Here is a 14,093-nt window from a genome sequence, read left to right as displayed (position 1 = left end):
CTATCCCGGTGACTGAAGCACGCACTCGCCCAAGAAGATGGCTTATGGCTGTGGTCGTGATGGTCGTCGTTGTTCTCGCCGCGCTCGTTGTGAATTGGCTGTTCTTCCTGTCCCGTTACGATTCACTCACCTGGATGTTGACACCGCCCCCGCGCATTGATGACGTCACCTATAGCCGCGTGGATTCCGCACCCGAGGGTAGCGAGCAGTATCAGCGCTTGGTCGGGCGATATGGCGGTCCCCAGTCGTCGGAGCGGCGGTGGCCGCTGCCGTTCGCGGTCGATCGGTCGGCGCGCGCATGTCGAGATTCGCCTTGGCTGTTGTTCGTCCACGACCACACCGGCAAGATTGCTCTGTACAAACTCAACTCAGGCTGCGCCTGAACCGAACACGGAGCGCGGTTTACCTTGCGGCACAGCGCGCGGTCGTCGAATTATTGGTTCACCACCGCGCAGCTCGGCGATTTCGGCTAGCAATTATCGCGTCGTAGCGCTGGTGTCCGAGTCGTGGATGTGCCTGTGGGGTGGCCACGGAGGCCTGTGCGGCCGAGGAAATCCTGGCGTTATTTGGCTGGGCGTGGCGGGGCATCGCGGAGTTCCCACTTTTGGGAGGTGACATCACGGCACTCTGCGAGGCGCACCCGGCTACCGTTGTAGGCCGATTCGAGACAGCTGCCCGAGCTGACATCCTTGATGGTGGCGCCGGCGATCTCCCAGCGTTGCGAACTGAGGTCGCGGCAAGGGCTGAGTGTCAAGTGGCTGCCGTTGTAGTCGGATTCGAGGCATTCATCGGCGCTGAGGTTCTTGATTGTCGAGCCCTCGATTTCCCAGCGCTGGTCGCTGATGTCGCGGCACGGAGAGATATCGACCGCGTGATGGTGGGATTCGACGCAGTTTCCGCTGCTTACGCTTTTGATGACGCGGACTCCGGCCAACGCCGAGGCGTGCGGAAGCAGCATCAGGGCTGGCGCGGCGATGGCTGTTGCCACCGTAGTGACTCTGAATATTTTCCTGCCGAAACCGGGCACCATGGTCATGGTCTCCTGTGATTGTCGGAAAGGCGGAGCGTCACACGGCCCCACATGATCGTACGAACGACAGACTTGCTGACGGCTCATCGCCGCGCTGATCTCGTGGTGGAGTGCTCGTGACTATTCGTTGTCCGGCGCACCATGGATGGGCTGCCGCGTGAGCCGCGCGTTACCGCAAACATCCATCAAACGGTCCAGCGTGCCGTAATCTGCGTGCTAAAGGCGATTTGGTCGCGACTACCTGGCGAGACCATCGTCACCTAGCTCATCAGCACCTAGGCAGCTAACCTGCAATTCGAATGAAATCTCAACTAGACCTGCTCCGCCAGCTGACCTGTCCGCAGTGCGAAAGGAGCTTGTTATGGGTAAGCAGACCACGGTGAGTGTCCCGCCGCTTCCGACTCGGGCCGAGGACTTCCCGCAGGTGTTCCTCGACCGCTACAACAGCTTCGACCTCGAGGCCTGCATGGAGCTGTACGCGGACGACGCGGTATTCCTGCCCGCACCGGGAAAACCGGTGCGGGGCAAGGGCATCCGCAAGGCGATGGAGGAGTTCCTCGCCCTCGGCGTGCCCATCGCGCAGCGGGAGGTACGCCACATCTACACCGCCGACGACACTGCGGTGCTGATCTACGACTGGTACCTCGACGGCACCGGATCCGACGGCATACCGGTGCACATCGAGGGCACCTCCACCGATATCGTCCGCCGCGGCGCCGACGGCCGCTACCGCTACCTCATCGATAACCCCTTCGGCATCGCCCCGACCGCCGGCTGACGCCGCGCGGGCAGCGCCTGGTACCGCCCGGACTTGGCTCGGCCAGGCTTCGGTCACATTTGAACGCAGGTCCCGGACCCCGGGTCGAACTGCATGCCGGGCGGGCAGTCGTTCTCGTAGGCATACTCGTGTGCCACGCATGAAATATATTTAGTCGGGTTGCTCGGGTGCGGGTAGTCGCCGTCTTCCTTACCGCTGCAGTCGAACCAATCAATCATGGTCACAGTGACACTCCCAGGGCGATGTGAATGTGGACCGTCTCATCGGACCACACTGCCCGCCTGTCAGTCGGGTCTTCCAGAAGCGGACCGGCAACACACGGCGTCTGAGGTCGGGAATGCCGCTGCGTGGGCCCTGTGCACAGCGAGATCGACTGCGGTGCAGAGCGTCCGGTGGTCATCGGTAGCCACACCAACCTCGGAGCGCTGCTCATCGTCACCGGCTGATGGGAACTTGCCGTTGGCGCTCTCGAACAGCTGATGTGCTCCGGCAAACACGGGGCACATCAGAGTGAGCACGAAACCCGGGCCGATCAATTACGGCCGAGTTCGCCGTAGCCTCCGGGCGCTGAGACCTGAACCATCGCGTCGCGGGGAGGTGCTCCGCTATCCCGGAGCCTTGTTGACGCGGTCAACACGCCTTCTATCTGCGGAAGTGCCTGCTGGCGGCTTCGGAAAGCGCCCTGACCAGAGGTAGGAGGTCGGTTACAACGCAAAACGCTCCTGACCAGCCGTTAAGGTCTGATCAGGAGCGTTTGCCACTGCGGAGGATAGGGGATTTGAACCCCTGAGGGCGTTAACCCAACCCGCGTTCCAGGCGAGCGCCATAGGCCACTAGGCGAATCCTCCGTGGAGCAGCATACCGGGTGGGGGAGGCTTGACGCCAAACGGGTCCGTTCGGAGCGAGAAAGTCCCAGTTCGGCCCGGTTTCTACCCCGTTTCGGATACCCGGAGGAGGGGGATGGGCGGGGGAGCGGCTACACTGGCCGACGGATCCCGCGCGGCGCGCATCCTGTGAACTCCCCCAGGGCCGGAAGGCAGCAAGGGTCAATGGGCTCTGCCGGGTGCGCGGGGTCCCCTTATCTTTTGGGGGCTCGCACGGGCTGCAGCCCGGCTGTCGAATAACGCCTCCAAATCCGAGCAGCGCACGGGTAACGTGAACTATGGTCCGTCGACGCACGATGCGCTCGGCGGGCTGAATGTCCGGCCGCCGCACATCGGTCTGGCCACAACCCACGTCCCCGCTGTTTCGAAAGGCTGCCCAGGATGCCCCGGCAATCGCAGATCGGTTTGATGAGCCACGAGGAACTCGTGTCCGAGCACGAGACTCAGCACGCGAACTATGCGACGCTCAAGACCGAGAAGCTCACGCTGGACTTGACGCGAGGCAAACCCTCGCCGGAACAACTCGACCTGTCGCTCGACCTGCTTTCGCTGCCCGGCGACGGTGACTACCGGGACGGCACCGGCACCGACTGCCGCAATTACGGTGGCCAGCACGGACTTCCGGAGTTGCGCGCGATCTTCGGTGAGCTGCTCGGTATCCCGGTGGACAACCTGCTCGCGGGCAACAACGCCAGCCTCGAGCTCATGCACGACGTGCTCGCCTTCGCGATGCTGTACGGCACCAACGACTCTCCGCGTCGCTGGGCAGCCGAGGACAAGCTGAAGTTCCTGTGTCCCACCCCCGGCTACGACCGGCATTTCTCGATCACCGAGGTGCTCGGCTTCGAGATGATCCCGGTCCCGATGCACCACGACGGTCCCGATGTGCACGCCATCGCCGAGCTGGTCGCGAACGATCCGCAGATCAAGGGCATGTGGGTGGTGCCGAACTACTCCAACCCGTCCGGCGTCACCTTCTCCGAAGAGGTTGTCCGGGAACTGGTTTCGATGCCCGCCGCGGCACCGGACTTCCGGCTGATCTGGGACAACGCCTACGCCGTCCACCCGCTGACCGACACCGCGGCGCCCGTGTACGACGTGCTCGGCCTGGCCGCCGCTGCCGGAAACCCGAACCGCCCCATCGTGTTCGCCTCCACCTCGAAGATCACCTTCGCCGGTTCGGGCGTCAGCTTCCTCGGTGGCTCCACCGCGAACCTGAACTGGTACCTCGGACACGCGGGCAAGCGGAGCATCGGCCCGGACAAGATCAACCAGCTGCGTCATCTGCGGTTCTTCAAGGACGCCGACGGCGTGCGCGCGCACATGCAGAAGCATCGCGCCATCTTGGAGCCGAAATTCGCTGCGGTACTGCGGATTCTGGAGGACCGGCTCGGCGCGTCGAAGGTCGCGTCCTGGACGGAGCCCAAGGGCGGCTACTTCGTCAGCCTGGATGTCATGGAGGGCACCGCGGGGCGGGTGATCACCCTCGCCAAGGACGCCGGGATCGCGCTCACCGCCGCCGGTTCCGCGTTCCCGCTGCGGAATGACCCGGAGGACAAGAACATTCGGATCGCGCCGAGCTTCCCGAAGCTGCCCGAGCTGGAGAAGGCGATGGACGGCCTGGCCACCTGCGTGCTGCTCGCGGCCACCGAGAAGCTGCTCGATAAGTAAACGCTCGACAAGTAAACGACAACAGCGGGCGCGTACCGAGGTACGCGCCCGCTGCGGGAGTCCAGGGTCAGTTCGGTTTGTGCGCGAGCACCGCGAACATCGTCACCGAGAGGTGGATGTCGCCGCTGGCCGCGCCCGCCTCGAGGTCCTCGACCAGCCGGGCGCGCTGCTCCTCGGTGATCACGCCGCGCGCCACCGCCATCGCCGAGATGCGGGTGACCAGCGAGCCGACGCCGACGGTGCGATCCTGTACCAGCGCGTGCGAGCCGATGTCATCGATCACCAAGCCCGCCTTGGTCAGTTGCCCGGGCAGCCTGCGGCCGGAGAAGGGGTTGGTGGTGGCGGAGATCAACGTGTCGACCACCTCGCGGACCACCTGACGCTCGCCGGGGTGCACGATCGCCGTGCCCCAGTCGCTGTCCACCACCACGACGCGGCCGCCGGGACGCAGCACGCGCGCGATCTCGTTGGCGGCGCGGGCAGGCGCGGTCAGATGTTGAAACACCCGCTCGCACAACGCGGCATCGAAACTGCCCGCGCCGAACGGCAGGCCGTAGGCGTCGCCGGAATGGAACTTGGCCGGCGAACCGGTCTGCGCGGCTCGGCGTTCGGCGGAGGCGAGCAGGTTCGGGTCCGGCTCGACGCCCACCGCCGCTCCGCCGGGACCGACCACGTCCGCGAAGGCCATCACCTCCGTGCCGGTGCCGGAGCCGATGTCGAGCGCGTGTTCGCCGGGACGCAGCGCGAGCGCGTCGTGCGCCCAGTCCCGCAACCTGCGGATACCGGGCAGTGTGGCTTGCAGGTCGCGAACGTCGACGAGTTGATCCTGGCCTGCTCGATCGAACCGATCGGGGCGCAAAGTGTAGGTGTCCATGGGCCCGTTTCCATCCCTAGCCGTGGCCACCTCGTGGGGTGCCGATGTAGGTACTGCCGTCTGCTGAGGCATGCGCTGGAGCCTACGCGGGGGCCCATAGCGACGCACGGCAGGGATGTGAGGTCCGTCACGGGGGGCGTGATTGGACGCCGCCATCCCATCACGCGAAGATTCGCGATGCCCACCCGTCACCTCAGCTATCCGGACGGGTGCGACGATGCGGCGTTACCGCGATGATCAGGACGCCTTCACACCGTCTTGACAAATGAGATGATCGAATTCGTCCGAGCATGGTTGTCACGGTGGGAAGGAATGGCGATGAGCCGCAAGCTTTGCCTGGCGCAAGACGTCGAGGCGGACGAGCTATTGACCGAGGACCACTTCGCCACCCTGCTCGGCATGTTGCTCGACCAGCAGTATCCGATGGAGCACGCCTTCCGCGGCCCGAAGAAGATCGCCGACCGGATGGGCGGTTTCGACATCCACCGCATTGCCGAGGCCGACCCGCAAGAATTCGAAGACCTCTGCGCCACCCCGCCGGCCATCCACCGCTACGGCCGCTCGATGGCGCGCCGCGCGCAGGAACTCGCCCGCTACATCATCGAGAACTACGACGGGAAAACCGAGAACCTGTGGAAGAACGACAAGCCCGACGGTGCCGAGGTGCTGCGTCGTCTGAAGGCGCTGCCCGGTTTCGGCGAACAGAAGGCCAAGATCTTCCTGTCGCTACTCGGTAAACAACGCGGAGTCCAACCGGTGGGCTGGCGGGAAGCGGCAGGCGCCTACGGCGACGAAGGGTCCCGCCGCTCCGTCGCCGACGTCACCGACGCCGAATCTCTGTCCCAGGTAAGGGAATTCAAGAAGCAGGCGAAGGCGGCCGCCAAGACGAAATGACCGCCCTTCGGTGTGGCGGGTTATTGGCAGCGGTCCGGCATTGCTGGGGGCGAGGGTTTGCCGGGATGGTGTTGGGCGGAAGGGAGTGGTCTGATGAGGCGACGTCCAGCGGCAGTCGGGTATTTGCGTCGAGATGTTTCCGGGGCGCGGCAGCAGTGGGATGAGGTGCTGATCCGGAGTTTGGCGCAGCGGTTCGGGTATGACCTTGCCAAGACGGTGGTGTTCGGTGCGGAGACCGACGACGTCATCGGCCGGTTGGTGACGGTGGCACGGCGGCTCGGCACGGATGCGGTGATCGTGCCGAGCACAGCGCATTTCGAGGGCGATGTGCCCGACGAGCTGGTGCAGGTGTGCGATGTCATCACCGTGGCGCCGGAATACACGTATGCCCGTCGGCCGAGTGCCCCCTTTGTCGGCGGCGTGGAAGACCCGCGGCCAGCGTGAACATCGCGGAATTGGTTGGTTCGAAGCGTCTAACTCACGGCCGATGCTGAGGCTGTGAAGGTATTGCATTGGGCGGCACGGTTTTTGTCCAGACCCGATTCGAACCACTGGCCGCCGTTTTCGGAGGTGCCGTGGTCGCGCATGTCGCCTGCTTGGTCGCCGCGACCGTAGGCGTCCTTGCGGGCGAGGGTGAGCTGGGAGTTGGTCAGCGAGCCGCCGCCGGAGGAGGAGTTGAGGTACATGCCGTCGAAGCAGTTGGCCTGCAACTCGACTCGGCGGGACAGCTCGAGGCCGCGGGTGCTGCGCGGGCCTGCGTCGGCGCGGTCGCTGTTGGCTTTGCGCAGGATGCCGGACATGGCTTGCACATGGTGGCCGTACTCGTGCGCGAACACCGACAGGTAGACGACCCAGTTGTTTTTGAAGAAGTCGGTCTGCAGCTGACTGATCGGCATATAGATGGTTTTGTTCGCCGGGCAGTAGAAGGCGGCGAAATTGCTGGTGGAGCCGGTGCACGGGGTAGTGATGCCGGTAGTGGTGGCGCTGACGTTGAGTGCGGGCGCGGTGAACGGCAGGTTTGCCTTCTGCAGCACCGGTTTCCAAGCCGCCTCCAGGCAGCCCGCGGCGCTGTCGAAGAACTTGCGCGCGGCGTCGACCTGGGTGCCCCACGGTGAGTAGTCGCAGCGGGACGGGATGAGCGTCGCGCTCGGGTCGGCCAGCAACGGGTTGGCGCCGGTCTCGGCGGGGCCCGTCGCACCGTCGGGGGCGAAGGTGAGGCTCGGTGCCGGACCGGATGTGTCGTTGTCGTGCTTGCCCGTCGATATCGCGTTGCGTACCAAGCCACCCGCGACCAGGAAGACCACCACAACCAAGACGGCGATCCAGGCACCGCCGCCACCGGACCTGCGGCGGGGTGAGTGCGGCGGACGGCCGGGCGGTCCATAGGGCATCGGCGGTGGCGCGCGATGTCCGGGCGGTGGGCCGTAGCCGGGCTGCGAATGGCCAGGGGGCGGACCATATCCCGGGGGCGGACCGTAGCCGGGCTGCTGACCATAACCGGGCTGCTGGCCGTAGCCGGGCTGCTGCCCGTACCCCGGGGGCGGACCGTAACCCGGCGGCGGCCCGTAACCGGGCCCAGCAGGCTGACCGTACCCAGGCGGGGGCGGAACCGGTCGCCCACCAGGCGGAACCGGTCCGTATCCGTACGGTGGTTGTGTCACGCCCCCGTACCCCCTCGTCTCAATGATCACCGACAGCCGATGACGCAGAATAGCAAGCTGTCTAAAGTAGGCAGCCATGCTGACTTTTCGGGGGGGCGCCGTAGGCGCGCTGCTGCTCGCCACCGTGGGATTGCTCGCGACCGCCCCGATCGCCCACACCCAGCCCGCCCCGAGCGGTGTCACCATCATCGCTGATCTGAAGCTCAGCCGCGAGGGCGTGCTCGAGGTGGTCGAGCAGGTCGATGTGCCGGCGGACGGCTCGTTCCGGATGTCGCTGCCGTTGCGACTGAAGGTGAGTGACGACGTCGAACGCTATTTCAAGGTCACCGACGTCGACACCAAGGGCGCGGGCACGGCGACGGTGGCGAACGATCAATTCACCATCGAGGCGAAGCCCGGTGAGTCGACGTTCACCTATTCGGTGCACAACCTGGTCAATGACGCACCGGGCAGTCAGGTGTTCAACTGGCTCGGGGTGATGGGCAGCGATATCGCGTCGATCAGCGCCACCTTGATCAGCCCGAGCTTCGAAATGGGCATCGTTGACTGCAAACTCGGCCCGCCCGGCAACACCAGGCCGTGCGCCGACGTGAAGACCGAGGTCGACGGCGTGCTCCATCTGGAGCAGACCGATCTGAAAAAGGGTGACGCCATCGACCTCACCCTGCAACTGCCGCCGGGCAGTGTGCCGAGCAACGCCGATGTGCGCGACACCGGCGCTGCCGGGCCGTTCGCGATCACCACGCCGGTGCTCGTCGCGTTCGGTGTGCTGCTGCTCGCGCTGGCCGGACTGGCCGCGTTCGTGCTGCGTGCACGCCGCCAAAATGCCGCTGCCGGAACGGGATCGGAGACGATCGACCCGCTGGTGCGCGACGGTGAGCGAGTGCAGTTCACCTCTCCCGACGGGGTGCTGCCCGGCGAGGCGGGTCTGCTGCTCGACGAGCACGTCGATCCGGTCGATATCGCGGCCACGGTGGTGGATCTCGCGGTGCGCCGGTACATCTGGGTGACGCCGCTCGGGGAGACCGACTGGCGGATCACCCGGGTGAACGCGCTCGACGACCAGTTGCGTGACTACGAGAAGGCCGTCTATCAAGCGCTGCTACCCGACGGCACCGACGCCGTCACCATCAGCGAGCTACGCGCCCCAGGACGGGTGCAGTCCGGGGCCGTGCGCACCGCCCTCGTCGCCGACGCGGTCACCCGCGGCACCTTCCTCGATCGCCGCCGCCCCGGGCTGGCGATGTGGCTGGGCGGCGCGCTGATCGTCGCCGGTGTCGCCGCGACCATCGCACTCGCCCTCACCTCCGGCCACGCGCTGGTCGGTGTCGCGATCGCGCTCGCCGGTATCGCCACCGTGCTGCTGCCGAAGTACCTGCCCGTCCGGACCACCCACGGCCTCGCCTTGACCGGCCAGCTCCGCGCACTCCAGCGCGGCCTGGAATCGACTCGGCGCGAACAGGTTCCGCCGATCGACCAGGAGACCGTGTTCTCCCGCGCCCTCCCGTTCATGGTGATCGGTGGTCGCGCCGACAACTGGATCCGCGCCTTCCGCGACCTGAACCCCTCCGCCGACTCCCAACCCGGCCTCTACTGGTTCGGCGGCTTCGACCGCGACCGCAACCTCCAGCGCTTCGCAGGCCACTTCCCCTTCTTCATCACGGCCCTCGAATCCCTCTTCTCCGCCGCGGGCGACCCCCACCGCTGACCCGCCCGCGTTATTGGGGGGCGGTGTCGGTGATGGTTCGGCGGAGTAGGGCGCGGGCGGTGGCTAATTCGGCTGCGCGGCGGTCTAATTCGGAGAGGCGGTCTTGTAGGGCGGGGAGGACGTGGGGGCAAGGGCGGAGGGCGCCGGTGTCGGTGGCGCAGGGGAGTAGCTGGCCGATTACGCGGGTGGGGAGGCCGACGGCGAGGAGGGCGCGGATCTGGGTGACGCGTTGTTCGGCGGCATCGTCGTATTCGCGGTAGCCGTTGCTGCGGCGTTCGGCCGTGAGCAGGCCGACGCGTTCGTAGTAGCGCAGCAGGCGTTCGCTGATGCCGGTGCGGTCCGACAGTTCACCGATCAGCATGATTTGACCTTCCCATGGTGTCAGGGATCAACACTCGACGGCGTAACTCGATTCCTGAGGAGGACCGTTGATCATCGACGCGCACAGCCACGTACACGTTCCGGTCGAGGACCACATCGCGCTGCTCGACGAGGCGGGTGTGGACAAGACCGTGCTCTTCATGTCCCGGCCGCATCCGGAACGGGCCCAAGACCTCGCCGCGCTGCGTCAGGAGATGGATCTGCTGCACCGGGCGCTCGCCGGCGGGGGTGGCGCGGGCCGCGAAGTAGCCTGGCGCGAACTCGACGCGGCGCTCACCGCGTACCCGGACCGATTCATCGGCTTCGGCTCGGTGCCGCTCGACGCGCCCGATGTCGGCGCGCTCGTCGAGCGCGATGTGGTCGGCCGGGGACTGCGTGGTATCGGCGAGTTGACGCCGCCGCCGGCTCGAGCAGCGCTGCTGGAACCCGTATTGCGGGCCGCCACCGACCACGACGGGCTCCCCGTGGTGATTCATGGCGCCGCGCCCACCACCGCCGCGGACCTGCGGACGCTGGCGGATTTGGCGCGCCGCTACCCACGGGTGCCGCTGGTGGTGTCCCAGCTCGGCGGAGCGCACTGGATGGACGCCATCGAGCTGGTTCGCGACACCCCCACCATGTACCTCGAACTATCCACCGCCAGTATCGTTTTCGCGGTCCGGCTGGCCATCGCGGAGATCCCGGAGCGCACACTCTTCGGCTCGGACGCGCCCTATGGTGACCCCGTGATCGCCCGCCTCACCGTCGAACGCGCCACCCGGTCGGCTTACGTACGCGAACTGGTCCTCGGCGGCACCGCCCAGCAGTTGCTGAGTTGACGCCGGGACCACCGATAAGTCCGGCCGGTGCGTGCCCATTCCGGCGTACACCGAGTCGAGTGGCCACGAAGTGCCGCCGACGCCACTCGATTTCGCGTACGTCGGAATGACCAGGGGGCAGAGCGGTTTCTGACGCAACGTCTGACAGGGCAATGCGCCGTCCCGGTGTCGGCTCGGGCAGCCGCCGAGCGATCAGTCGCTCAGTGCGGTCCGGCGAACAGCGGCGAGCGGGTCGGCGTAGAGCACGCTCAGTGATGTGACCACTGCCGCGAATTCCTGGACCTTGCCGCCGAATCCGCTGATCCGGATGTCGGTGGGCGGCAGCGTGGAACCCTGGTTGAACGCGCGCGCCACGTGTGCGACGGCAGGGCGGTAGCCGGTGAAGGCCTGTCCGCCGAGGATCACGCGATCGGGGTTGAGCATGTCGCGCACCATGGCAACGGTGTTGCCGAGGATGGTCGCCCGCTCGGCGAGCAGTTCACGGGCCGGTGCCGAACCGGATTCGGCCGCGCGATACAGGTCGACGATGGTCGAGCCCGCGGTTCCGTTGTGCGCCGGGATGATTCCGCGCCCGACCGCCCGCGAGTGCAGCGAACGGTCGCCGACGGTTGCCTCGAGGCAACCGCGCCTGCCGCAGGTGCATTCGACGTCGGAGCCGGTCGGCAGGTGCGCGATCGATCCTGGCCCGTTGCTCGGGGTGTGCACGCGGCCATCCAAAGTCACTGCGACACCAGCGGTTTCGCGAACGTAGAAGTACAGGCTGCTGCCGCGTTCCGGACCGGCGACGCGACCGTTTGCGGCATCGCGCGATTCGATGGTCGGCAGCAACAACTCCGAGGCCGCCATCGCCTCGACGTGTGGCGCCACCGACACGGGCAGCTCGAGCACCTCGCCGAGCACGGCACCGATCTGCGCACCCTGCCAGTCCAGCTTGGGATGATCGACCACGCCGGTGAGCGGATCGACCCGGCCGCCGATGGCGACGCCCGCCCAGAGCGGCTTGCGCCGGTGCCACCGCTGCAGGAACGCCTTGGCGCTGCGCGCGACGGTGGTGGTGGCGAATTCCTGGCCGGTCTGCGGGGTGGCGATGGCCAAACCGCCGAGGATGCGGCCGCGCAGGTCGGCGGCCACGATCTTGGTGACGGCGGCGCCGATGTGGATGCCGAGGGTCAGGTACGCCTCGTGGTCGATCTCGAAGGGCACCCGCGGTCGTCCGACCGCACCCGACGCCGTCAGGTCGGGCCGTTCGCGCAGCAACCCGGCGGCAAGCAATGCGGACACCTGGCGGTTGACCGTGGCGATGCTCAAACCCGTTGACCGCGCGGCATTGTCGCGCGATACGGGACCACCGGTGGCGGAGCGCAGTACCGCGGCCGCCGGGTTGTCGGCGATGCGCAGTTCCGGGGCGACCACGGGACGCTGGACGCGGATGCGGCCGCCGGCGACCCTGGTGGCGGATCGTTCAAGGGTAGGGAGGGACATGGTGAAGATTCCTTGCCGAGGTCCCGCGCTTGGCGGGATATGCCTACATGGGCGACTAGGCAGCAAATGAGCCGGAAAAGCGGCTCAGCTGCAGCAAGGGCGACAACACAGTTCGCGCGTCAGCGGCAACCGCAAACCGAGCGCGGCGGTCACATAGGTGACCCGCGGCGCGGTCGATCGGCTGGCAGACATGTAAATGAAGCTAACACCGGGTACCACGACTCACCAAGCGTCAATCCGCCGCTGTGTTCTCGCACACACCGTTTCCCTAGGTCACGGCCCGAGCCGCATCCGCCTTCGGCCCGCGCGGAGCCATGAACGTCCGGCGCGAGAGCTCGCCAGGACGGAGCCGATCGTCAGCTCGTGCCGCCGAGATCGGTCGGGGCAAAGGAGACATGCGCCTACGAAAAATCCCGCCCAGCGAGCGGATGCTGGGCGGGATTTTGTCGCGGCAGTGGCGACCGCGTCTTATTTCGCCGGGGAAAACGGCTGATTGATCGTGGTGAAGTACTGGATCGCCGCGCCGATCGCGACCGGTGCGGTGACGAAGATCTGACCGGCGACGGTGCCGAGGGCGCCGACGGCGATGATGCCGCCGAGGCAGCCGATCGCGGCGGCGGGGATGAACGGCCCGAAGAGGCCGATGATGGTGGCCGAGGCCGCGGTGGCGCCGAGGATGCCGCCGAGCACGCAACCCACGGCCGCGCCGCCGAGACCGCCGACGAGCGTGCCGATCGTCGCGCCCGCGCTGATCGTGCTGGTCAGTCGGCTCCAGGCCGCCTGCTCACGGTCGTACTCGGACTTCCACGGTGCCTTGTCCTCGAAGGGCAGGGCGACCGGCTGGTAAATGGCGTGCTGCGTGTCGATCTGCGGGGTCAGCGTCGCGGTGCGCTCGGAGATCTGCGCGGCGATCGGGAATTCGAAGTCGTCGATCCGCAGCTTCAGTGGCGTCGCCGCGATGACGGTGCCGTCCGCGGCCTTGATCTTGAAGGCATCGTCCTCGACCACCAGCGAGCCGGAATCCGTCGAGATGATCGATGACGTGTCGGTGGCGCGCGCGGTGTAGTTCACCGGGCCTTCGGTGGTCGGCGCGGCGACGGAAGTGCCGGCGGCCACTCCGGTCGCCATGGTCACCAGCGCCGCGACCACGGCAAGCTTGCTCATCCTCATGTACTGCGATCCCTCATCTAGACAGCGGCTGTCGAGGCAAAGCATCGAGGAGAAAGCCCAGGAGAACGAGGGAAAAACGCAGGCAGATTCCAATGGGCGACGTTCGGCGATCATTGGTTGCGGCGCAACTCGCTCACCCAGTCCGCGATCTCGTCCGGCGCCGAATCGGTGCCGATCATGTCTACCACCACGTGGCCGACACACGCGGCGCGCAGCACTCGGTTCGCTACTGCCTCGGTGTCTCCCCAGGGCAGGAAGGGCTTTGCGATCAGCAGCGAGGCGATACCGTGCGCGGCGGACCAGAGGTCGAGCACGATCGGCAACGGGTCGCCCGGTGTGATCACGCCCGCGTCCATACATTCCTGCACCGTCTGCGCGAAATGCTGGAACGCACCGCTACCGAGCACCTGATCCACCGCGCCAACGGCCTCGGTCGGAGTGGTCGCCAGCCGATACTGTTCGGGGTGCTCCCTGGCGAACCGGACATACGCCAGCCCCTGCTGGCACAGACGGGTGATCGGCGAGACCGACGGATCGGTTTCGGCGACGATCGCGGCGTCCAGGTCCTCGAAGACCTGCACCACCACGGCCTCGATGAGCTCGTCCTTGTCCGCGAAATGCCGGTAGATCGAGGGCGCGCTGACACCGACCCGCTTGCTGATCTCACGGATCGACACCGCGTCGGCATGGCCGGTCCTGGCCAGCAATTCCCTTGCCGCATCAAGAATTTCGGTGCGCAACT

General features: G+C 66.6%; 15 protein-coding genes, 1 tRNA gene and 1 other RNA gene. 8 read left to right on the top strand and 9 right to left on the bottom strand.

Translation table 11 applies throughout. The features are described 5' to 3' along the window. Positions 1-44 precede the first annotated feature (44 nt). Positions 45-383, top strand: coding sequence for a hypothetical protein (locus tag ACIBCN_RS13200; protein ID WP_396991719.1), 339 nt, complete (start codon positions 45-47; stop codon positions 381-383). Positions 384-562: 179 nt separating this feature from the next. On the opposite strand, the gene ACIBCN_RS13195 is transcribed toward ACIBCN_RS13200, so the two are convergent. Beyond that, entirely contained in the window at positions 563-1,036 is a 474-nt protein-coding gene (locus tag ACIBCN_RS13195; protein WP_396991718.1) for an RICIN domain-containing protein, read from the bottom strand. A 355-nt stretch (positions 1,037-1,391) separates the two neighbouring features. Here ACIBCN_RS13195 and ACIBCN_RS13190 point away from each other — a divergent pair, with 355 nt between their 5' ends. Beyond that, the gene (locus ACIBCN_RS13190) at positions 1,392-1,808 is read left to right on the top strand and encodes a YybH family protein (RefSeq protein ID WP_396991717.1); all 417 of its coding nucleotides are present in this window, start codon (positions 1,392-1,394) and stop codon (positions 1,806-1,808) included. 53 nt (positions 1,809-1,861) lie between these two features. Here the strand turns inward: ACIBCN_RS13190 and ACIBCN_RS13185 are convergent, their stop codons facing one another. Then, the gene (locus tag ACIBCN_RS13185; RefSeq protein ID WP_396991903.1) at positions 1,862-2,026 is read right to left on the bottom strand and encodes a carbohydrate-binding module family 14 protein; all 165 of its coding nucleotides are present in this window, start codon (positions 2,024-2,026) and stop codon (positions 1,862-1,864) included. 545 nt (positions 2,027-2,571) lie between these two features. Beyond that, positions 2,572-2,656, bottom strand: a tRNA-Ser gene (locus ACIBCN_RS13180). Between the two features lie 139 nt (positions 2,657-2,795). Between ACIBCN_RS13180 and ffs the strand changes: the two genes are divergently transcribed. Continuing rightward, positions 2,796-2,890: signal recognition particle sRNA small type (gene ffs, locus ACIBCN_RS13175), an RNA gene on the top strand. Between the two features lie 183 nt (positions 2,891-3,073). Beyond that, positions 3,074-4,363 carry an aminotransferase class I/II-fold pyridoxal phosphate-dependent enzyme gene (locus tag ACIBCN_RS13170; RefSeq protein ID WP_396991716.1) on the top strand — a complete coding sequence of 430 codons (1,290 nt, stop codon included), beginning with the start codon at positions 3,074-3,076 and terminating at the stop codon, positions 4,361-4,363. Positions 4,364-4,430: 67 nt separating this feature from the next. On the opposite strand, the gene ACIBCN_RS13165 is transcribed toward ACIBCN_RS13170, so the two are convergent. Continuing rightward, positions 4,431-5,237, bottom strand: coding sequence for a methyltransferase domain-containing protein (locus ACIBCN_RS13165; RefSeq protein WP_396991715.1), 807 nt, complete (start codon positions 5,235-5,237; stop codon positions 4,431-4,433). A gap of 318 nt (positions 5,238-5,555) precedes the next feature. Here ACIBCN_RS13165 and ACIBCN_RS13160 point away from each other — a divergent pair, with 318 nt between their 5' ends. Further along, positions 5,556-6,131, top strand: a complete 576-nt coding sequence (locus ACIBCN_RS13160; protein ID WP_396991714.1) for an HhH-GPD-type base excision DNA repair protein — start codon at positions 5,556-5,558, stop codon at positions 6,129-6,131. Positions 6,132-6,224: 93 nt separating this feature from the next. Then, entirely contained in the window at positions 6,225-6,575 is a 351-nt protein-coding gene (locus tag ACIBCN_RS13155; RefSeq protein WP_396991713.1) for a hypothetical protein, read from the top strand. Between the two features lie 29 nt (positions 6,576-6,604). Here ACIBCN_RS13155 and ACIBCN_RS13150 read toward each other — a convergent pair whose 3' ends face one another. Then, the gene (locus ACIBCN_RS13150) at positions 6,605-7,792 is read right to left on the bottom strand and encodes a neutral zinc metallopeptidase (RefSeq protein ID WP_396991712.1); all 1,188 of its coding nucleotides are present in this window, start codon (positions 7,790-7,792) and stop codon (positions 6,605-6,607) included. A gap of 76 nt (positions 7,793-7,868) precedes the next feature. On the opposite strand from ACIBCN_RS13150, the gene ACIBCN_RS13145 reads away from it, so the two are divergent. Beyond that, positions 7,869-9,500 carry a DUF2207 family protein gene (locus ACIBCN_RS13145; RefSeq protein ID WP_396991711.1) on the top strand — a complete coding sequence of 544 codons (1,632 nt, stop codon included), beginning with the start codon at positions 7,869-7,871 and terminating at the stop codon, positions 9,498-9,500. A 10-nt stretch (positions 9,501-9,510) separates the two neighbouring features. Here ACIBCN_RS13145 and ACIBCN_RS13140 read toward each other — a convergent pair whose 3' ends face one another. Then, positions 9,511-9,861: a MerR family transcriptional regulator gene (locus tag ACIBCN_RS13140; protein WP_396991710.1), complete on the bottom strand. Its 351-nt coding sequence runs from the start codon at positions 9,859-9,861 to the stop codon at positions 9,511-9,513. A 67-nt stretch (positions 9,862-9,928) separates the two neighbouring features. Here ACIBCN_RS13140 and ACIBCN_RS13135 point away from each other — a divergent pair, with 67 nt between their 5' ends. Beyond that, positions 9,929-10,699, top strand: a complete 771-nt coding sequence (locus ACIBCN_RS13135; protein WP_396991709.1) for an amidohydrolase family protein — start codon at positions 9,929-9,931, stop codon at positions 10,697-10,699. A gap of 192 nt (positions 10,700-10,891) precedes the next feature. On the opposite strand, the gene ACIBCN_RS13130 is transcribed toward ACIBCN_RS13135, so the two are convergent. The 3 genes from ACIBCN_RS13130 to ACIBCN_RS13120 form a co-directional block, all read right to left on the bottom strand. After that, positions 10,892-12,181, bottom strand: a complete 1,290-nt coding sequence (locus tag ACIBCN_RS13130; protein WP_396991708.1) for an ROK family protein — start codon at positions 12,179-12,181, stop codon at positions 10,892-10,894. A 468-nt stretch (positions 12,182-12,649) separates the two neighbouring features. Beyond that, complete coding sequence (locus ACIBCN_RS13125) at positions 12,650-13,351, bottom strand: hypothetical protein (RefSeq protein WP_396991707.1); 702 nt, start codon at positions 13,349-13,351, stop codon at positions 12,650-12,652. Between the two features lie 110 nt (positions 13,352-13,461). Beyond that, complete coding sequence (locus tag ACIBCN_RS13120) at positions 13,462-14,091, bottom strand: TetR/AcrR family transcriptional regulator (protein ID WP_396991706.1); 630 nt, start codon at positions 14,089-14,091, stop codon at positions 13,462-13,464. Positions 14,092-14,093: the final 2 nt, after the last annotated feature.

Origin of the sequence: Nocardia sp. NPDC051052 (genome assembly GCF_044456045.1) — a bacterium.
Lineage (GTDB): Bacteria > Actinomycetota > Actinomycetes > Mycobacteriales > Mycobacteriaceae > Nocardia.
Note: the sequence above shows the minus strand (reverse complement) of the source record. Positions and strands in the feature narration are given on the sequence as shown.